This window comes from Chryseobacterium herbae (assembly GCF_025154075.1).
Taxonomy (GTDB): domain Bacteria; phylum Bacteroidota; class Bacteroidia; order Flavobacteriales; family Weeksellaceae; genus Chryseobacterium; species Chryseobacterium herbae.
On record NZ_JAOAMU010000001.1, the window covers coordinates 782,453 to 802,737 of the forward strand.

The following is a 20,285-nucleotide window of genomic DNA, read 5'->3' on the forward strand; positions in this document are numbered from 1 at the left end:
CGCTTGGTGAATTTCAATATCGGAACATATTATTATAGAATTTTTGACTCAAATCTGGGCTAGGATTCTTATGAACATAACTTAAAACCTCGTCCTAGGACGGGGTTTTTTATTTTAAAAAATTTAAAAAGATGAAAATTAGTATTATTGGTGCAGGTTTAATCGGGGGTTCAATGGCTTTAAAATTAAGAGAAAAAGGCATTGCAGATTTCATCTACGGAATCGATAACAATCAGGAGCATATCCGCGAAGCATTGGAACTTAATATTATAGATGCCGGTACAGACCTTGAATACGGCGTTAAAAATGCCGACTTTATCATTATTGCCGTTCCCGTAGACGCGGCCAGAAAGCTTCTTCCTGACGTCCTTGATCTGATTTCCGACGAACAGACGGTGATGGATGCTGGGTCTACAAAAGCAGGGATTGTAAATGCAGTCAAAGACCATCCGAAACGCTCAAGATTTGTGGCTTTTCACCCGATGTGGGGTACCGAGAACAGCGGTCCGGCCTCTGCGGTTTCCAATAGTTTCTCAGGAAAAGCAGGAGTGATCTGTAATAAAGAAGAATCTGCACCCGACGCCCTTCAACTGGCAGAAAAAGTGGCAGAAAGTCTTGACATGCACCTGATCTACATGAACGCAGAAGACCACGACATTCATACTGCCTATATTTCACATATTTCACACATTACATCTTACGCTTTGGCCAATACCGTTTTAGAAAAGGAACGTGAAGAGGAGACCATTTTCCAGCTTGCCAGTTCCGGTTTTTCCAGTACGGTACGTCTTGCCAAATCGCATCCTGAAATGTGGGTTCCCATCTTTAAACAAAACAAAGAAAACGTTCTGGACGTTCTGAACGAGCACATCACTCAGCTGAGAAAATTCAAGGCAGCACTGGAAAAAGAAAACTATGAATACCTGGAAGAACTGATCACCAATGCGAACAGGATCAGAGGAATATTGAGGTAATTAGGTGGTAGATTATAGGTAGCAGGTTGCAGGTTATAGGTGGGCAAAGTTTGAAAGTACAGCCTTTGATTTATTATTGAATGCAAAAAAAAATTTGATAAAAGACACCGAATATGAATAAATTTGTTGTGAAGTCCTATCACCTGCAACCTGTCATCTGCTACCTGTCACCTTCTTAAAACTTCATCATCAGTCCCACTCCATTCCTATTATTCAAAACGTAATAGCTCGGGGTGAATTTTGATGCAGCGGTATTTCTGTAATTATTAATCGCATCTTTCATTTGGGAATGTCCCGCCAGTTTCAGTGTAACCCCAACTCCCATACCGATAAGACCGATGATCAAAGGTACAGGAGATCCTTTTGATTCCCCATTTTTCACGTTGGTATCATTGGCATTGGAAAGATTTAGAAGTCCTCCTACCACGAAACAGACTCCTCCTCCGACAACAAATGCTGTTCCCAGATTATTGACTGTTCGTCCTTTCATATACTCGGAATCCTGCTTCTGAAGAAGATAATTTTTGATATCATACTTTTCGGTAAGCTTAGGGTTTTCTTGTTTCGGTTCAGACCCAATTGCTATCGGAGTTTCGGCCGGTATTTTTTCAATTTCAGTTGGATTAACTTCCTGAATAGCTTTCACAGAGTTTTCATAGAGAAATTCCTCTGCTCCATTCTGAACATTTTTATAAGTCACTTTTCCTTTGCTGAATTTCAGATCTTTATATTGTATGATCGTTCCGGTTTGAGTGGTGATTGTTCCTTTCGGCGAAGTTTCAGGAATACTGATTTGAGAATATACAGCCAAAGAGGCACCGATACACAGCAGTGTAAAGATTTTTTTCATGATCGTTAATTTTTCCGGCAAAAATATCTGTTTTTATCGGAAATGCAAATTTATTTTTAGGTGGAAGGTGACAGGTAGCAGATGGTAGGTAGCAGGTCACGGGTGGCAGAACTTTACAACGCCTTTATTAATTTTGGATGCTTTCATCAACTATTTTGAAAGAATTCTTTAATAAAATCAAAAGCTATATTTTCAAACTTTGACTTCCATCACCTGCCATCTGCCACCTATGATCTGCTACCAAAAACCCTCCGTTCTCCATTAAATATTTAACTTTATTAAAAAACATTTTAACTTTATTAAAAAAAATAGTATTTTCGTAAAAAATTAATTGATGAAACTCCCAACCGTCTGTCCAAGCTGTGACAATACTTTAAATGTAAGTCAGATGAAATGCCCGAACTGCAAAACGGAAGTGAGTGGCGATTACGAACTTCCCGTTCTGCTCAAGCTCAACCGTGAAGAGCAGGAATTTATTCTTAATTTTTTCCTTTCCAGCGGAAGCATTAAAGAAATGGCGAAACAAGCCGGGCTCTCCTACCCGACCATGAGAAACAAAATGGACGATCTGATTACCAAAGTTGGACAACTGAAAACTAACCTGTAAACTCACCATAATGAACTGGAAAACAATTTTTAATCCTTTTGAAAGATTCGATGATAAAGCGCTGCTCGGTATTGGAATATTGACAACAGCTTTGGCCATTTTAATGGGTTACTGGACAGGCACTTATTTCAGCAGTATTTATAAGATTAACAGTTTAGATAAGGTGACATTTCAGGCTGTAGCTGTTCCCACCTTAGTCAGTTTTGTGTCTGCCATAGCTATTCTTTTTATTTTAGGTAAGATTTTAAACAGTAAAACAAGGCTCATTGATATCGTCAATACCGTATTAATTTCACAGCTTTTACTTGTTATTCTGCAGGCTTCGGACAAAATATCCTTTATAAAAGAAGCTCAGGAAAGAGTGATCAGCCATCAGAATCATCCTTCGGAAACCATACCGCTTTGGGATCTTACAGTCATGATAGGCATGGCATCCTTTACCCTTATTATTTTAATTTACAGCATAACCATCTACTACAACGGCTTTAAGACGGCCACCAATATCAAAAAATGGCAGCATATCGTTCTTTTTGCAGCGGTATCCCTGATCATGACTTTGGTATGTCAAATTTTAACATCTAAATACTTCTAAATATCATGAAAATCAAATTCTTACTTGTGCTGGTCTTCCTGGCACATATTTGTCACGCCCAAATCGAAGGAACCTGGAACGGTGAAGTGGATATCCAGACGATGAAACTTCCCGTTGTATTGAAAATTAAAAAAAGCCCGGAAGGATACACTTCCCTGCTTAACAGTCCTAAACAAAGCAAAGATGACATTCCTGTAGATAAAACAACTTTCGGCAATAATGAGCTTAGTTTTGATATTAAAAAAATCAATGCCAGCTATAAAGGTGTTTTCAAAGAAGATCATTTTGAGGGCAACCTGAACCAGAATGGAAAAATACTTCCTTTAAACCTGTTCAGAAATCTTCCGGTTTCTAAAGTTCCTGAAGCTCAGTATCTCAATGGAAAGGCCATTAACAAAGAAAAAATTGATGATTTTCTGAATTATATTGCAGCGAAAAACCAAGGGATCGGGAGTGTTTCTATTTTCAGGAATGGTGTTCAGGAATACCACAAAGATTTTGGGCAATCACAGTTAAAAAATGTGACTTTCGATAAAGAAACCCAATATCAGATAGGCTCTATCAGTAAAATGATTACAGCGGTGATGCTGATGCAGCTGGTAGAAAACGGAAAACTTAAACTGAATGACAAGCTGTCAAAATACTATCCTGAAATTCCCAACGCTCAAAAAATTAGCCTACAGCAGATGCTGAACCATACCAGCGGGCTCGGCGATTATGTAGGGGAACCGAAGGACAACTGGCTTTTCGGAAAAGAGGTTGGAGACAAGGCAATTATTGCAGAAATAAAAAAACAAGGTGTGAGTTTTGAACCTGGAAAGAAAACCAGATATTCCAATTCTGCATACTTTCTTTTAAGCAGAATCCTGGAAAAGCTATCCGGAAAACCTTACAATGTGATTTTAAAAGAGAATATCCTTGAAAAAGCAGGAATGAAGCATACTTTTTCAGTCCTGGACCATCCTAAAAACGTTTTTAAATCCTATAAATTTACGGACGGAAGCTGGAAAGAAGTTGCCGATTTTGATTTCCACAACTGTATTGGTTTAGGAGATATTACCTCTACCACAGAGGATATGAATACTTTTATTGATGCTTTATTCAATGGAAAATTCATTAAAAAAGAAACGCTTGACATGATGATTTCCAATAAAGAAGAGCAGTTTTTCGGAACAGGAATCATGAAAGTACCGTTCTACAACATCATTGCCTATGGACACGGTGGTGATACGGCCGGCTCTCATTCTATATTAACCTATGAACCAACGGACAAACTTTCTTTTGCTGTAACCGTTAATGGAGAAAATTTAGCCCACAATGATTTATACGTTGGAATTTTAAATCAATTGTATGGAAGAGATTATCAATATCCGTCATTTGATACAAAATCCGATGCTGAACTGGAAAAATATGCCGGAGAATATGAAACAAAAGAAATCCCGATTCCATTGACTATATTTCCCAAAGACGGAACCTTATATGCACAGGGAAAAGGACAACCTGAATTCCCGCTGGAAAATATTGAAAAAAATAAATACAGGTTTGAACAAGCCGGCATTGTCATTCTCTTTATCCTGGAAAGCAAGCAGATGCAATTGACTCAGAATGGAAAGACTTATTTACTAAATAAAAAATAGGTGCTATTTTTTTATTGAACCATTAAGTTTCTTTAAGTTTTTAAGAATAGTAAGCCGAGCTTCGCTTTAAGTATTGTCCTCAAAAAATCGTTTGATTGCATCTTAATTTTTCTTAATCTCTTCATTGCTCTTAATGGTTTACAATAATTAAGATTTAAAATTTGCCATAAAAAAATCCTTAGATTCATCGTCTAAGGATTTTATATGTAAAACAGTATAGTTTTCTTTTAACATTCAGGAACATTAACTGCAATGGCAAGTCCTCCTTCTGAGGTTTCCTTGAAACGATCACTCATCGATAAAGCTGTTTCCCACATAGTCTGAATCACTTCATCCAGGCTTACTTTTGCTTTTGCCGGATCACTTTCCAGAGCAATATTCGCTGCTGTGATTGCTTTCATCGCGCCCATTGTATTTCTTTCAATACATGGGATCTGTACAAGGCCTTTGATGGGGTCACAGGTCAATCCAAGGTGATGTTCCATCGCAATTTCTGCCGCCATCATAACCTGTCCTATACTTCCGCCTAAGATTTCCGTCAGTCCTGCTGCGGCCATCGCTGATGAAACGCCGATCTCTGCCTGACATCCACCCATTGCAGCAGAAATCGTAGCATTTTTCTTGAACAGGGTTCCGATCTCTCCGGCAACCAGTAAAAATCTTACGATATCATCTTCGCTGGTACATTCTGTAAATGCCTGTGAATACATTAAAACCGCAGGAATAACACCACTGGCTCCATTGGTAGGTGCCGTGATAATTCTTCCGAAACTCGCGTTTTCTTCATTTACCGCCAGGGCAAAACACGCAATCCATTTATTGATATTAGTGAAATTTTCTTCTGCATCAACAACTTGTTGAAACCATTCGTCGATATTTTTATAGATCTTATCTCCTAGAAGCTTCCGGTTGATTCCCGCAGCCCTTCTCGTCACGTTCAGGCCTCCGGGAAGGATCCCTTCTTTATTAACGCCTTTGTAGATGCATTCTTTAATATTCTTCCAGATATTCAGCGCTTGCTGTCTGGTTTCTTCCGGGGTTCTCCAGCTTTCTTCATTGATCATGATCAGATCTGAAAACCTCTTAAGCCCTAATTTATCACAGTATTTTACAATATCCGAACCGTGATGGCAAGGATACAATGTTCGTACACAATGTTTTTCTATTGAATTTTTTTCCTGACTTGCTATAAAACCACCGCCTACAGAATAAAAATCCTGAACAAGCTTAGTTCCGTCTTCGAAAACAGCCTTAAAGATCATTCCGTTGGGATGAAAATCAAGCGATTTTTGCATATTTAAAACCAAGTGATAGCCGTAGACAAAAGGAATTTCTTTTTCTCCACCCAGATTGATGATCTGGTCTTTTTTGATTTTCTCTATTTTTTCATCAATTTTTGAAGTATTGATTGTGGTAAAATCTTCACCATTTAATCCAAGCATTCCGGCAATATCCGTTCCGTGTCCGATTCCCGTTTTCGCTAAAGAACCGAAAAATTCAAGGAAAACCTCCTTCACTTCCGCGATGGATCTTTCCCTTTTTATAATTCTGATAAATGCAGCAGCTGCATTCCATGGTCCCATCGTGTGCGAACTGGACGGGCCTATTCCTACTTTAATAATCTCAAAAACCGATATTGATTCCATAGATAATTCTTCATTTTCCTCTTACAACAAAGATACGCGATAAATCCCAATAAAAGCATCCCCGGATCTTAGAATTAATAACACTTCACAAATCATGAGATGCCTTTGTAATAGGTATTTTTGTAAATTAGCAGATAGAGTGTTGTCTCCTCAACCTGTCACCTAAATTTCTCTCCTTTTAATCACTTCGAATGGAAACATTAATTAAGAATATTGTACAGCATGTCAGGTTAAGTCCGGAAGAAATTGCCATTTTTAAAAGCTTCTGGACAGAAAAAACATTGGAAAAAGGCGAATTTCTTTTAAGAAACGGAGAAGTATGCCGGTATGACAGCTATATTGTTTCAGGTGTTTTAAAAGCCTTTTGCATCAATTCAGACAATGGAAATGAAGAGATCCTTTTTTTAGCTATTGACCATTGGTGGGCAACTGATATCTCCAGTTTTTCTAAACAACAAGCTTCTATTTACAATATACAGGCTGTAGAAAAAACAAGTCTTTTACAGATCAGCCATCAGTCTTTTCAAAAAATGCTGCACGAAATTCCTTCCCTGGAAAGATATTTCAGGATTATTTTAGAAAGCTATCTGGGAACTCTTGAGAAGAGGATTGTATTCAACAATATGTACAAAGCTGAACAGAAGTATTATGATTTCCTTGATACTTACCCGGATATTGTCACCAGAGTTCCTCAATATTTAATTGCCTCCTATTTAGGCGTGTCAGCCGAATTTATAAGCCGAATCCGGAAAAAAAATAAATCCTCTTGAACTAGATCAATTTTTAAGAAATGAATAATCAGGAATTTTGTTGTTATACAATTTACAATAATGAAAGTATTGATTATCAACGCCAGTGTAAGAAATGAAAGATCTTACAGCCGAAAACTCACCCAGCTTTTTGTTGAAAACTGGAAAACCAAATATCCTCTGGATGTATTTACGTACCGGGAAACAGGTATTGACCCTATTCCAAACATTAACGAAGCCTGGATTGCAGGAGCATTTAAAAAGCCGGCAGACAGAACAGAAGAAAACCAAAAGGCATTAGAGATAAGCAATGAGCTGGTCCAGGAGCTCAAAGAACATGATATTTATGTCATAGGAACTCCAATGTACAACTGGAATATTCCAAGTGGTTTAAAAGCATATATAGACCAAGTGATGCGGATCAATGAAACCTGGAAATTCAGGTCAGGAGTTCCCGATGGTGACTATGTCGGTTTGCTCGAAAACAAAAAAGCATTTATACTATCTGCCCGAGGTGATACCGGATATGGAGAAAATGAAAAAAACGGGCATATCAATTTTCAAACATCTTATTTGAAACACATTTTCGGAATTATGGGGGTCAAAGACATTCGTATTTTCTCATTGGATAATGAAGAATTTGGAGGTGAAATCTTTGAAAAGTCAAAGAATACTATTTTCAGCGCCATCCAATCTATTGAGTAAGATCGGTAAAAAATCCTTTTAATTTTGAGTATTTCAACAGGGCATGGCTTCAATATAACCTTGCCCTGTTTTTCTTTTAGTCATCATCATTTAAAGCTCTCCTGATGCTGGGAAAGATCGAGTCCCATATCTTCAGATTCTTCGGAAACCCGAAGTGTGATGATGGAATCTGTAATTTTATATAAAAGCAGCGAACCAAAGAACGTAAAAACAGAAACAAGAGCCAAAGCCGCCATATGATGACCAAAAACACCTATTCCACCATGAAGGAGGCTGGCATTTTCACCATGGGCGAAAATAGCGGTTAGAATCATTCCCATAATCCCTCCTACTCCATGGCAGGCAAAAACATCAAGGGTATCATCTATTTTCTTCAGGGCTTTCCAGTTCATCATCATATTAGAAACAATAGCAGCTGCAAATCCTATAAAAAGACTTTCCGGAATGGTGACAAAGCCACAACCTGGCGTAATGGCGACCAAACCAACAACAGCTCCGATACACGCTCCTAATGCAGAAACACTTCTTCCATTGATCCTGTCGAAAAAGATCCAGGTCATCATCGCGGAAGCAGAAGCAATCGTGGTGGTTCCGAAAGCCATGGCTGCAGAGGCATTCGCGCTTAAAGCAGATCCGGCGTTGAACCCGAACCAACCGAACCACAACATTCCGGTTCCCAATAGGACATAAGGAATATTGGAAGGCTCATGGTGAGGTTTTTTTCTGTTTCCAAGAACCAAAGCTCCCGCCAAAGCGGCAAATCCGGCGCTCATATGAACTACGGTTCCGCCTGCAAAGTCTTTTATCCCAAAATATTTATTTAAAAGTCCATCCGGATGCCACACCATATGGCAGAGCGGTGTATAGATAAAAATACTGAAAAGCACCATGAACAGAAGATAAGAGATGAAGCGGACGCGTTCGGCAAAAGAACCGGTAATAAGCGCCGGCGTGATCACCGCAAACTTCATCTGAAAAAGGGCAAAAAGCACAAAAGGAATGGTAGAAGCCATCATTTTGTGAGGCAGGACACCTACACGGCTGAAAAATGGATAGCTCAAAGGATTTCCTACGATTCCGTAGTGCACACCATTGATCTCAAAGCCTAAAGAATCCCCAAATGATAAAGAAAACCCGACAACCACCCATAAAATAGAAATAACTCCGAGTGCAATAAAGCTCTGCAGCATCGTGGAGATTACATTTTTCCTGCCGACCATTCCTCCGTAAAAGAACGACAGTCCGGGTGTCATCAACAATACGAGGCCTGCCGCAGCCAGAATCCATGCTACGTCAGCTCCTACAATTTTATCTTCGCTAAGAAATTCTCCAGTGTTGGGAAAATCAACGATTGGGCTCCAAAAGAGTCCACCGAATGCGACAAGGGTAATGACCGAGAATGAAACGATCCATTTTAAACCAATTTTCATAAAATTCATGTTTAACCCCATCAAAATTAAACATAAATTTTATAAAAACACATGATTTTAAATTTTAACCCCTAAAAAAACAACACTAATTGTTACTTTTAACAAATTAAACAAACACCTCCTTCAATATTTTGGATACTTCTTTAGATTTTGTAGCCGGAAATAGATGAGTACCTCCTTTAATCACATAATCCGGTTTTGAATATTTGATAGGAAAAACAATATCCTTATCGCCTAATATCTGAATCACGTCCGGGATTTCTTCAAATTTCCATTCGGAAACCTTTTCTACAGACCATTTCAGATAGTATGGATCTCTGACCCTGAAGTACTGAAGGATTTTTGGATTCTTTGGATCGAACAGTTTTCTGACTACAGAATATACATTAGCCGCTTTGTCATTAAACATGCCTACAGGAAATATTCTCGGAATTTTCGTGATTTCCCCGGTCTTTATAAATTTAGATTTTTCTTTATCTGATTTGATGCTCCCCATGATGACCACCTTCTGGGCCGGTTTCAGCTTATTAATCTCCTGCACCATGATCCCACCAAAAGAATATCCCAGCAGGCTGAAAGGTTCGGATACGTCTACTTTCTCCGCCATTCTTTCGACGTAGGAATAAAACGGCTCATTTTTCTCGGGGATGAGCCAGTCTATAAAAATCAATTCACAGTTCTCGGGGAATTCCAGTCTTTCCAGTACTTTAAAGTCTGCTCCGAGACCGCTTACTACATAAATTTTCATAGGACTAATTTAGGAAAAACATGGTAAAAGATGCAGATTAAATTTAAGCTGTGTATTAAGTGTATTTTTTTTAACGCAAAGAAAAACAAATAATTGATTTTAATTATTTTAAAATAAGATAAACAAAGGCGTTTCACTTATTTCCGAAATACGATTTTTAGAATAAATTAAAGCTCTAAAATTCCTGATGTTTTGTTTTACTTTTGTTAAATGAAATGTCTTTGTTTATCTTTATTCGTTCTGTTTCATTTCAAAAAGCCTTTGTTTATCATTGCGATTATTAAATATTTAAAACGATATCAAATAATGTATGGGCATAAAAAATGGGCAGTTTATAAAAACTACCCATTGTATTATTAGATCGTATATTTTACTTATTTCTTTTTCTTCACAGGAACTCTGTTGTCGTTATCCAGTTTTTCCGTAGAAATTCTGAACTGGAAGTCCATTTCGTCCTTGATGAAATAATCTTTCAGAGAAGACTGGTAGAATACTTTAAAGTCTCTTCTGTTTAATGAGAACTTCGCAGATTCAATGACTACTGTAAACTGAGTAACATAAGCGTTCGCAGGGAAAGTGATCGTTTTTCTTACTCCTTTGATCGTAATATCTCCGTATATCGTAGAATTGTACTCACTGTTTGCTAAAGGAATAATTTTAGTCAAGTGGAATTTCGCGATAGGGAATTTTTTAACTTCAAAGAAATTGGTACTTTTCAATTCGTTGGTAAGCTTGATCTGATCTTCTTCGGAAACGTCTCCCGCCATCATGCTTCTCATATCTATAACAAACTCTCCGTCTACAAGGACTGTTTTGTCAAAATTGAATTTTCCACTTTTCAGCTTTACCGTCCCTGAATGCGAAGAAGCCTCAGTTTTTACGACTTTATACCCCCACCACCTGATCTCTGATGAAGTCACTTTTGAAACCTTATCAAATTTCTTCTGTGCAGAAACAAATGATATGCTCGCACACACCATAGCAAACAATAGTAATCTTTTCATTCTTTTTTATTTACAATTCAACAAAAATAAAAAAAAGTGTAGAACTTCTACACTTTTAACAATCTTTTTTTGATTAAATTATTTAGCAGTCACCTTAACAAGCATTTCGATGTCATCTTTCACAAAAACATCCTGCATGGTAGACTTGTAAGCCACATCAAATTTCTGTCTGTCGAAAGAGAATTTTTCAGAAACCAAACTTACTACTCCTTTGCTGTATGCAATTTTCGCAGGGAAAGTAATTGCGTTTGTTTTTCCTTTAACAGTAAGGTTTCCTGTTACTAAAGAGTTATAGATCTTATCGCTGTTTTTCTTTACAGAAGTAATTTTGAAAGAAGCAGTAGGGAATTTTTCAACTTCAAAGAAGTCACCGTTCTTAAGGTGTCCGTTCAGTTTCTGCTGATAATCTCCGGAAAGGTCAGTTGCGCTGATAGAAGTCATATCCAATACGAAGCTTCCTCCTACAAGATCATTTCCTTTCATGATCATGTCTCCAGATTTTACGTTTACAGTACCTTCATGAGAACTTGCCTCAGATTTTGCTACTTTGTACCCCCACCAGTGAACATCAGATGCCACTACTTTCTTAGACTGTCCGAATGCCAAACCGCTGGCAACAACTGCTAATAAGAATATTTTTTTCATTTTAAATAAAGTTATTTACTTGTTTAACGGTGCAAATATAGTCTACTTATCTGATAGATTTCATTGATGTATATCAATTAAAACAATTATTTTTATGAATAATATCATTCCATAAAAAAACTCCGAAAGTTTCGGAGTTTTGTATTTTAATTTTGATAGTAAGCGGTGTACAGGGCGGCACCTTTTAATGCCGTGTGATTCTGTTTGATGAGATAGATCGGCGTGTTTTTAAGCATTTCCTCCATCTTATCACTGATCTTGAACTTATCATAGAACTTCCCTTTATCGATATACTCTCTGATGGTCTGTGGAATATCTCCTGAGATCAGCAATCCTCCTGTCGCCTTAAGTTTCAGCGTAAGGTTGTTGGCTTCTCTTGCCAGGAATTCAATGAAAGTATCCAAAGCGATTCTGCAAATCATGACCTCTTCTTCTACCGCAGCTTTGTACAATTCCTGAACGAAATTCGGTCCTGCCAAACGTTCTGCCAGCCATTCCGGTTCCGGATGTCTTTTTACGTCTCTTAGGAATCTGTAGATATTGAAGAGTCCGGTTTTAGACAATACATTTTCCCAGCTTACAATACCGTAGATATTGTTCAGGAACTGGTAAAATTCAACCTCAACGTTTGTTCTCGGTGAGAATTCCGAATGTCCGCCTTCCGTTGCAAAAGGTCTCAGGTATTTTCCATCAAAGAAATATCCTGCTTCACCCAGTCCGTTTCCGGGAGCCAGGATCGCTACGTTTCCTTTTTCAAGATGTCCGCTGGTGTAGATAGGATCCAGATCGCTATCTTCAAGAAGACCCATTCCGTAAGCAGAAGCTTCAAGGTCGTTCAGCATATCTCCTTTTTCAAATCCGAAATCTCTGGTATATTCTTCGATATTCAGATCCCAGCCTAATCTTGCCGGGCTGCTTTTCCCATGGATTACCGGTCCTGGTACAGCTACAGCCAGACGTTTTACATTCTCCAACTGATTATCCTGAATAAATTTTCTTAGTATATCAGAAAATGAAGAATAGTCTTTCGTGCTATATTCATTTTGTATTTTTATCTCAAGACCTCCGTTACTGGAAACAAAATAGCCTAAGATGGTTATATCTTCACGGAGACTTGCTCCAATGATCGTAACATTATCATTATTACTGTTCTCTACTCCTGGTAAATAAAGCGGAAATTTTGGATTCAAAATCATAACCTCAAATTTTATCAAATATAATAATTGTTTTCGTAAATCCTGCAGGGAAGCAAAAAACCTTTTCATTTTCATAAAAAGGTTTTGGCTAATAATTGTTTATATATAAATCTAACTACTTCCCTAATGGAATATTGTATCCGAATCCTACTCCGATATTCCCCACATTGTAGTCCTGTCCGGCGATATCGCCTTTATCTCCTACAAAAACTTTTTGATATTGTACGAAGAAATTCCAGTCTCTGTTGTGGTATCCGATCTCCGGCTTGATATAGAAACCTCCGTCCGGTCTGTCAACAGAACTGTTGGAAGCTACTTTTTTATTTCCTACCAGAAATCCGTATCCTAAGTCAGTTCCAAAATAGAAACCGGTTTGTTTCGGATAGATTCTGATCAAAGCTCCTACAGGAACTACGCCTACATCATTGTTATCATAACCGTTGTTACTTTTTCCAAAATAGTGAGTATATCCTGTTGCAATACCTAATCCAAATCCGGGAGTGATCAGATTCTGATAAGATACATCTACGCCGGCAGCTGCAGAAACATTATCTGAAGGAACTGCTAAACCAACATTCGCTCCTACTTTGATCATATTGTTCATCTTTGAGTTCTGTGCACTTGCGATACCTGCTGTTAAGATTCCAGCGAGTACTATTGCTTGTTTTAACATTTTCATAACTCTAATTTTAAATTTTACTAATGCAGTAAGCTGTAAAAATCGTGCCAAGGGAAGCCATTTTTTTGATTTTAACACTCAGCAAAATTATAAAACAATGATTATCAATATGTTAATTTACGTTAAAATTAAATGATTGTTTAAATCAAATCATAAAAATAGTAATATTAAGAATTCTTAACCGTTATCATTTTAACCTTTTTCTTTCTACAGCATCAAAAAACTAAATTCTCTCAACATGGCCGATTCACTGTTACATAATAAACACCTTCTTTGGCGTGCCGGTTTCGGAGCCGGAATCAATCAGGTAGGTGAACTGAAAAATATTAATACAAAAGCGCTTGTCAATGAATTATTTAAAGACGGAACTGTCACGGAAATCGACTATGATACACCGGATATCCCTGTTTCTGATGATATGATGGATAGCAGAACTCCGGCAGACAAGAAAAAGGAAATGCAGAAACTCATCAGAGACCAAAACAATGAACTGAATCTGAATTTTCTAAACCAAATGGTGAACGGCAAAGATCAGATGAGAGAAAAGATGGCGTTTTTCTGGCATGGACACTTTGCATCCAGAGTGAACAATTCAAAATTCAGTAAACAGCTTTTAAATACGATCAGGAAGAATGCGCTGGGAAATTTTAAAGATCTGCTCTTTGAAGTGAGCCAATCTCCTGCTATGCTGAATTTCCTGAACAACCAACAGAATAAAAAGGATCATCCCAATGAAAATTTTGCCCGCGAGGTGATGGAATTATTTACTATGGGAAGAGGAAATTATACCGAAAAAGACATCCGGGAAGCCGCACGAGCATTTACAGGCTGGGGCTATGATAAGGAAGGAAATTTTAAGGAGCGAAAAAACCTGCATGATGAAGGCTCAAAAACATTTCTGGCAAAAACAGGAAACTTCACCGGAACCGACGTTTTAAATATCATCCTTGAAGAGAAAGCTACCGCTTCATTTATCACGACAAAAATATATAAGTTCTTCGTCAATGAAAATGCAGATTCCAAAATTATAGAGCAATTAAGTTCAACATTCTATAATTCCGGATATGACATTAAAAAACTGATGAACGATATATTTTCAAGCTCATGGTTTTACGATAAAAAGAATATAGGCAACAGAATAAAGTCCCCGATAGAACTGATGGCCGGAATAATGCGGATGCTTCCCATGAATATCCAGAACCCGGAAAACCTCATCGTTTATCAGAAACTGCTGGGACAAATGCTCCTTTACCCGCCCAATGTTTCAGGCTGGCCCAACGGAAAATCGTGGATCGACAGTTCTACCCTGATGGTGAGGCTGCAAATTCCACAGATCTGGTCAGGATTGCGTCCTTTGGAATACAGTCCGCGACAGGACGATGATATTGATATGGGAATGAAATCCCGTGAAACCGCCGTGAACAAATCTTTCAAGAATCCTAATATCACGATTGACTGGACTAGACTTGAAAAGGTTTTTGCCGATAAAAACTGCGAAGATTATCTTATCCAGAACACCAAAACGCTTGATATGGATACGGTAAAGAACTTTTCGGATAAAAGTATTAAGATGGGTATTATTAATCTGATGTCTACACCGGAATATCAGTTGTGTTAGGTGGCAGATGGTAGGTAGAAGGTTGCAGGTAATAGTTGTCACCGTTTGGCTCTGCAACCTCTGATTTATTATTTTTTGCTTTAAAAACATTGATAAAAAACACCTAATATTAATAAAACGCAGTCAAGTCCTGCTACCTGCAACCTATTATCTGCAACCTATTATCTGCAACCTATCACCTGCAACCTAACCCCTGCAACCTAAAAAAAGAAAAATCATGCTAATCAAAAGAAGAGAATTCCTGAAAATAAGTTCATTGGCTACCGCATCGCTGATGGTGCCCAATTTTCTGAAAGCAATGACCCTGAATGAGGCGTTAGAACCCAATCAGAAGATTCTTGTCGTGCTGCAGTTTACAGGTGGAAATGATGGTTTGAATACAATCATTCCCACAAAAAATGATATTTATTTTAAGGAAAGAAACAATATAGCCATCAAGGATTCTTTAGCGCTGAATGATGAAACAGGAATCAATCCGGCACTTTCCTATTTTAAAGAGCTTTTTGATAACGGTGAACTTTCTGTGATGAATAATGTCGGCTATCCCGACCCGGATAAGTCTCACTTCAGAAGCATGGATATCTGGCATTCTGCAAGCCGCAGCGACGAATTCCTGGAAACCGGATGGCTGGGACGTTTTCTGGATGAGGAATGTTACCGTTGTGAGCATCCTACACAGGCGTTGGAAGTAGATGACATGCTGAGTCTCGCGTTGAAAGGGGAAAACAACAAAGCATTTGCCTTCAAAGATCCGAAAAGACTTTATCAGACCAGTCAGGAGAAATATTTTAAATCTTTGTATGACCACCATCACGATGATGAAACCGTTTCTTATTTATACCAAACCCTTGGCTCAACGATCAATAATGCAGATTATATTTTTGAAAAGAGTAAATCACAAAAAACAGATCAAGTCTACCCGAATTCTCAGCTTGGAAAGGATTTTAAAACAGTCGCATCCTTAATCAAATCTGATATCAATACTCAGGTCTATTATCTTTCTGTGGGAAGTTTTGACACTCATGTCAACCAGAATGACAGACAGACAAAGCTGTTCAGCGACATCAATGAAGCCGTAAAATCATTTGTTGCTGATCTGAAAAGCAATGGAATTTTCAACGATGTCTTACTGATGACTTTTTCAGAATTCGGACGTCGCGTAGCTCAAAATGCGAGCAATGGAACTGACCACGGAACCGCCAATCAAATGTTCTTTATCAGCGGAGGACTTAAGAAAAAAGGCCTTCTGAATGCACTTCCTGATCTGCAGAAACTGAATGAAGGGGATCTTATTTATACAGAAGATTTCAGAAAAGTCTATGCTACGATTCTGAAAAACTGGCTTAAAGCGGATTCTTCCAAGGTGTTGGGCTGGAAAAACGGGATCTATGATTTTATATAATTGGGTTTAAAATAAAACCGCCATTCTGAGTATTAATCAAAATAGCAGTGTATTCAATGTGATAAAAAAACCTCATAGGTTTTTGAAACCTATGAGGTTTGGAGTTTATATCAGTTTATTTTTTATCTCTATTCAAAATCTCTCGCTGATTTTGCAGATTTAGGAGATGTTTACGTTACATTTTATATTACTTAAAAACCTTTGTAAAGCTATCTTTTTCAAGACTTTCAAGGGAGAAATCGAAGTCAGTGTCTTCTTTTTCAGAAGTAATTTCTGCTCCTAATTCTGCGACAAGTCCATTAAAGGAAATAGGTTCATACCATTGCTGATACAACGCTTCTGTAGCCATTACCGAAATCTCGGAATTTCCTGAAACATGGGTATGTCCGGCTCCGAAATTCAGAAGTACAAAACACTGCTTTTCTCCTTTCGGAAGCATTATTCCGAGAACAGTCTGTCTCTGGACAGAATTACATTTCACTTCGGCAAAAACATGATCCGGGTTCATCATATATTCTCTCGAAATATGATCTCCTTTTCCAATCACAATTTTATACCCGCAGTCAGAACTTCCGGAATAGACGTTGTTCATAATCAGGGTCGGAGCATTTAATCCTTGAGAAGCGTACAAATATTCTACGGCACCATTAGGCGCGGAGGTCATATCTCCGGAATACATCAGGTTTCCATTATCCTGATTATAAGCTGCATTCCATCCTGTCTTTCCTCCGATATTCAATCCGGAAAGGTCAAGATCATTAGCTCCCCATCCATCTTCCCAGTAAATTCCAACCGCCAGTTTTTCACCAAGAAATCTTGTTCCGGCAGGAATATTTCCTACAAACATCTTTTCAGAAGTAGGCAGCCCAAATTCTACATTTTCCGGGAAATAAAACTTCTTTCCTGAAAGATCAAATCTCGATTTCAAATAATTCAGGATAAAATCATAGTTTTTTTCACCTACTGATCCGGTTTTCCCGGTTTTTACCCAGGATTTTCCATTCCTGATTCTGTAAACGAAGGTATCTAAACCATATATTCTTAAATAACAGGCAGACAAAGCTTTAAACAACGCAAACGGCGTCGCATTATCCAGCCAGTGCAGATCATTTTTCTCCAACAATGTATGGGTCGCCTCATTCAACGGACTGGAAACCAATGGCTGATGATGAATTTTGGATAGTTTTGAAATCTTATTGATGGTTTTCGAAGATCTTTTTTTATACGCTAAAAACAGCGGTTTAAATCTGTTGAAAATTTGAGCAAGCCTTTCCAGTCCGTATTTTTCAAACAAAGCTGACGGATCAAATTTGCTTTCATTAATCGCTTTGATCAACTCTCCATTTTTAATCAGGAGTGTGGTATCCGTCGTTTTATAAATCACGTATCTGAAAAATTCTACGGGATTAACAGGATATACCTGATACAGATCTGCAATTTTGACAATAGCTTCCTTGTTTCTGATATTCTCTGTTCCTGTAAAAGTATAATGAAGCTCTTTCGTTAAAACAGAAAGCAGATCATTGATCGTTTTTTCATTCAGAGCAATTCCTGATTTCAACAGGGAAAGACATTTTTCAGTCATTTCTTCTGCAGAATAGGCTTTAACGACTTTAAAAATCAGTTTTGCATTGGGAACATTCAGCACTTCATCAGGAATATATATTTCATCCTGGAAATTGCTTCCATACGTAGAAATATAGTGTTTAAGCTGCTCGATGAACAACTCGAGTCTCGTGCTGTCTTTTATTTTCTGCCAGGATTTATGGAAGGTCTTATTCAGATCATTTCCGTTTAATTTTTCTTTCTCGTAAAATTGAATGATCTCGTCTTTAGCCCAAACGGCATCTGCTTCGATCACAAAACCTGCGTCAGAAATAAAAGGGGTACTTTCGGTTTTTTTGGCCAGTACGGCATTAAATAATTGAAGTGTTTTCATTGTAATAAAAATTAAATAAGTGAGGAGTAGGACTTTTTTTTTAAAAACGATATAGGAACTCCTTTTACCTATTATTTTGAAAAAGGCGGAGAGTAATACCAATATAGGAACTCTGTTTGCCTTATTATTTTTTACTGATGAAAACACTTCAATGGTATTCAAATATAAGTATTTTCCATCAGTATTTGTGGAGCAGACAGGAATCGAACCTGTGACCCGTAAGATAGGAACTTTGTCTGCCAATAGCGGAAAGTGATCACTGCTCTACCTTCTGAGCTACTGTCCATTGATTTTTTATTTTATAAACTTCGTTATAAGTTGATTATCGTCGAGAATATAAACCTTACAGGCTTTTGAAACCTATAAGGTTTAAGCATCGTTATCAATACTATGCTTTTCTAAACTTCTTCTTGTTCTTCCATGGTGCATTTTTCCCTACATCTCCTGCCATAATACATCCGTAAGGCATCACCTCATCCAGAACTTCGCAAAGTCCGTATTCTTCAATCTGCGCTCTCACGTTCTTCGCACTTTTATAAGCGCTTGGCAGTTCAGAAATATCAATCTCATTGGAGAAGAAACGGATATCCAATCCTTTCGTTTCTTCATCGAAAATTTCTTCAACCGTTTTATGGGCCAATGATCTTTTATGCTGTGTTCTGCTGAAATTTCTTCCGGCTCCGTGAGGCGCAAATCCCAGGTTTCTTTCGTTCGTTTTTCCCTGAACAATCAAAACAGGTTCTGACATATTCAATGGGATCAACCTTGGTCCTGTGATATCCGGCATAAATTTATCATCCAGCGGAGTGGCTCCTTTCGCGTGGTAAAACAGGTCACCGTCTTTGAAGACGAAGTTATGTTCGTTCCAATATCTATCTTTCTTTTCAGCATTCAGTTTGTTTAAAACTGCATCATGAATATTCGTATGATTTTCTTTAGTCCATGTTCTGATCAGTTGAAGAGCTTCCCAATAGGCCTGCCCTTCTTCCGTATCGAAAGGGATCCATGCATTTTCTCTCAATGTTTCAGGGGAAATATCCTGTCTGAAACGGTTAGCCACCTTCATTCCTTTATCATAAAGGGCTGCACCCGGAGCTCTAGATCCATGATGGGTAACCAGCATTGTATTTCCTGTATTTTTGGACTTTCCAACGAACAGGAAATGGTTTCCGTCTCCCTGAGTTCCCATATGATCGCGGGCAATACTGATCAGTCTTTCATCATTTAAAAAATAATTTTCTCTGAAAGCATCAATCAATTCCTTAGATACAGGCATCTGCTCACCTCTCGGTCTTCCTCCATATCCGAAATGCGTCACTGAGTGAGCGGCATCCAGTACTTCTTTAGGATCAGCATCTCCAAAATCCGTCAGCATCACAGAACAACAGATATCTGCGCTATGAAATCCCGGATGGATTGCGTTTTTAGCTACAACCACTCCACCTACCGGAATCAATCCTTCAGGTCCTGTAGGACAGGCATCCGGCATGAGGGCACCGGCAGTCAGCGTAGGCGTTTTCATTAAGACTTTCATCGTATTGATCACTTTCTCTACGTTATCAGTTTCACTTTCATGTTCTGCTCTGATGTTGATGATAAAATCTTTTGCTGTATCATGAAGTGGAACAATATCAGGCTGCTTGAACTGATCCAGATATTCTCTGATCTGAACTTCATCCAGATTATTTTCATTGATATGTGTAATGGCATCTTTAAACCATTTGGCTGGTCTATATCCTAATTCGATCAGGTGATTTCCGTTAAATTCCATCTGTTTATTCATTTTGATAATGCAAAGTAATACCACAAGTGCGCAATAATTCTGCGTAGATAAAATTATTTTAATTATTTTTGTTGAAAAGGA

Annotated in this window: 18 protein-coding genes and 1 tRNA gene; 8 read left to right on the forward strand and 11 right to left on the reverse strand. The window is 38.0% G+C overall.

The window, feature by feature from the left end:
- Positions 1 to 131: 131 nt before the first annotated feature.
- On the forward strand, positions 132 to 974 hold the full coding sequence (locus N0B48_RS03255; protein WP_259836722.1) for a prephenate dehydrogenase: 843 nt from the start codon (positions 132 to 134) through the stop codon (positions 972 to 974).
- Positions 975 to 1,149: 175 nt separating this feature from the next.
- Here the strand turns inward: N0B48_RS03255 and N0B48_RS03260 are convergent, their stop codons facing one another.
- On the reverse strand, positions 1,150 to 1,824 hold the full coding sequence (locus tag N0B48_RS03260; protein ID WP_259836723.1) for a hypothetical protein: 675 nt from the start codon (positions 1,822 to 1,824) through the stop codon (positions 1,150 to 1,152).
- A gap of 334 nt (positions 1,825 to 2,158) precedes the next feature.
- Between N0B48_RS03260 and N0B48_RS03265 the strand changes: the two genes are divergently transcribed.
- Genes N0B48_RS03265 through N0B48_RS03275 form a run of 3 tightly spaced genes read left to right on the forward strand, consistent with a single transcriptional unit; the run spans position 2,159 to position 4,660 of the window.
- Positions 2,159 to 2,431 carry a DUF2089 family protein gene (locus N0B48_RS03265; protein ID WP_259836725.1) on the forward strand — a complete coding sequence of 91 codons (273 nt, stop codon included), beginning with the start codon at positions 2,159 to 2,161 and terminating at the stop codon, positions 2,429 to 2,431.
- A gap of 10 nt (positions 2,432 to 2,441) precedes the next feature.
- A complete protein-coding gene (locus tag N0B48_RS03270; RefSeq protein ID WP_259836727.1) occupies positions 2,442 to 3,023 on the forward strand; it encodes a YIP1 family protein in 582 nt (193 codons plus the stop codon).
- A 5-nt stretch (positions 3,024 to 3,028) separates the two neighbouring features.
- Positions 3,029 to 4,660, forward strand: coding sequence for a serine hydrolase domain-containing protein (locus N0B48_RS03275; protein ID WP_259836728.1), 1,632 nt, complete (start codon positions 3,029 to 3,031; stop codon positions 4,658 to 4,660).
- A 227-nt stretch (positions 4,661 to 4,887) separates the two neighbouring features.
- Here N0B48_RS03275 and N0B48_RS03280 read toward each other — a convergent pair whose 3' ends face one another.
- Positions 4,888 to 6,306, reverse strand: coding sequence for an L-serine ammonia-lyase (locus N0B48_RS03280; RefSeq protein WP_259836729.1), 1,419 nt, complete (start codon positions 6,304 to 6,306; stop codon positions 4,888 to 4,890).
- A 191-nt stretch (positions 6,307 to 6,497) separates the two neighbouring features.
- Here N0B48_RS03280 and N0B48_RS03285 point away from each other — a divergent pair, with 191 nt between their 5' ends.
- Both N0B48_RS03285 and N0B48_RS03290 read left to right on the forward strand, forming a co-directional pair.
- Positions 6,498 to 7,076 carry a Crp/Fnr family transcriptional regulator gene (locus N0B48_RS03285; RefSeq protein ID WP_259836731.1) on the forward strand — a complete coding sequence of 193 codons (579 nt, stop codon included), beginning with the start codon at positions 6,498 to 6,500 and terminating at the stop codon, positions 7,074 to 7,076.
- A 60-nt stretch (positions 7,077 to 7,136) separates the two neighbouring features.
- Complete coding sequence (locus N0B48_RS03290; protein WP_259836732.1) at positions 7,137 to 7,760, forward strand: FMN-dependent NADH-azoreductase; 624 nt, start codon at positions 7,137 to 7,139, stop codon at positions 7,758 to 7,760.
- An 86-nt stretch (positions 7,761 to 7,846) separates the two neighbouring features.
- On the opposite strand, the gene N0B48_RS03295 is transcribed toward N0B48_RS03290, so the two are convergent.
- The 6 genes from N0B48_RS03295 to N0B48_RS03320 all read right to left on the reverse strand — a co-directional run bounded on the left by N0B48_RS03295 (position 7,847) and on the right by N0B48_RS03320 (position 13,462).
- Positions 7,847 to 9,190, reverse strand: a complete 1,344-nt coding sequence (locus N0B48_RS03295) for an ammonium transporter (protein ID WP_259836734.1) — start codon at positions 9,188 to 9,190, stop codon at positions 7,847 to 7,849.
- A gap of 106 nt (positions 9,191 to 9,296) precedes the next feature.
- Positions 9,297 to 9,938 carry an alpha/beta hydrolase gene (locus N0B48_RS03300; protein WP_259836737.1) on the reverse strand — a complete coding sequence of 214 codons (642 nt, stop codon included), beginning with the start codon at positions 9,936 to 9,938 and terminating at the stop codon, positions 9,297 to 9,299.
- A 374-nt stretch (positions 9,939 to 10,312) separates the two neighbouring features.
- Positions 10,313 to 10,942 (reverse strand): YceI family protein, encoded by a 630-nt coding sequence (locus N0B48_RS03305; RefSeq protein ID WP_259836739.1) that lies wholly within the window; start codon positions 10,940 to 10,942, stop codon positions 10,313 to 10,315.
- Positions 10,943 to 11,020: 78 nt separating this feature from the next.
- Positions 11,021 to 11,587, reverse strand: a complete 567-nt coding sequence (locus N0B48_RS03310; RefSeq protein ID WP_259836740.1) for a YceI family protein — start codon at positions 11,585 to 11,587, stop codon at positions 11,021 to 11,023.
- A 146-nt stretch (positions 11,588 to 11,733) separates the two neighbouring features.
- A complete protein-coding gene (locus tag N0B48_RS03315) occupies positions 11,734 to 12,783 on the reverse strand; it encodes a glucokinase (protein WP_259836741.1) in 1,050 nt (349 codons plus the stop codon).
- A 115-nt stretch (positions 12,784 to 12,898) separates the two neighbouring features.
- Complete coding sequence (locus N0B48_RS03320; RefSeq protein ID WP_259836742.1) at positions 12,899 to 13,462, reverse strand: hypothetical protein; 564 nt, start codon at positions 13,460 to 13,462, stop codon at positions 12,899 to 12,901.
- Positions 13,463 to 13,700: 238 nt separating this feature from the next.
- Between N0B48_RS03320 and N0B48_RS03325 the strand changes: the two genes are divergently transcribed.
- Together N0B48_RS03325 and N0B48_RS03330 are read left to right on the forward strand one after the other, a co-directional pair.
- The gene (locus N0B48_RS03325) at positions 13,701 to 15,080 is read left to right on the forward strand and encodes a DUF1800 domain-containing protein (protein ID WP_259836743.1); all 1,380 of its coding nucleotides are present in this window, start codon (positions 13,701 to 13,703) and stop codon (positions 15,078 to 15,080) included.
- A 217-nt stretch (positions 15,081 to 15,297) separates the two neighbouring features.
- Positions 15,298 to 16,482 carry a DUF1501 domain-containing protein gene (locus tag N0B48_RS03330; RefSeq protein ID WP_259836744.1) on the forward strand — a complete coding sequence of 395 codons (1,185 nt, stop codon included), beginning with the start codon at positions 15,298 to 15,300 and terminating at the stop codon, positions 16,480 to 16,482.
- 187 nt (positions 16,483 to 16,669) lie between these two features.
- Here the strand turns inward: N0B48_RS03330 and N0B48_RS03335 are convergent, their stop codons facing one another.
- From N0B48_RS03335 to N0B48_RS03345, 3 genes are all read right to left on the reverse strand, one after another.
- Positions 16,670 to 18,421, reverse strand: a complete 1,752-nt coding sequence (locus N0B48_RS03335; RefSeq protein ID WP_259836745.1) for a hypothetical protein — start codon at positions 18,419 to 18,421, stop codon at positions 16,670 to 16,672.
- Positions 18,422 to 18,609: 188 nt separating this feature from the next.
- Positions 18,610 to 18,706 (reverse strand) — tRNA-OTHER (locus N0B48_RS03340).
- Positions 18,707 to 18,809: 103 nt separating this feature from the next.
- Positions 18,810 to 20,192 (reverse strand): RtcB family protein, encoded by a 1,383-nt coding sequence (locus N0B48_RS03345; RefSeq protein WP_259836746.1) that lies wholly within the window; start codon positions 20,190 to 20,192, stop codon positions 18,810 to 18,812.
- Positions 20,193 to 20,285: the final 93 nt, after the last annotated feature.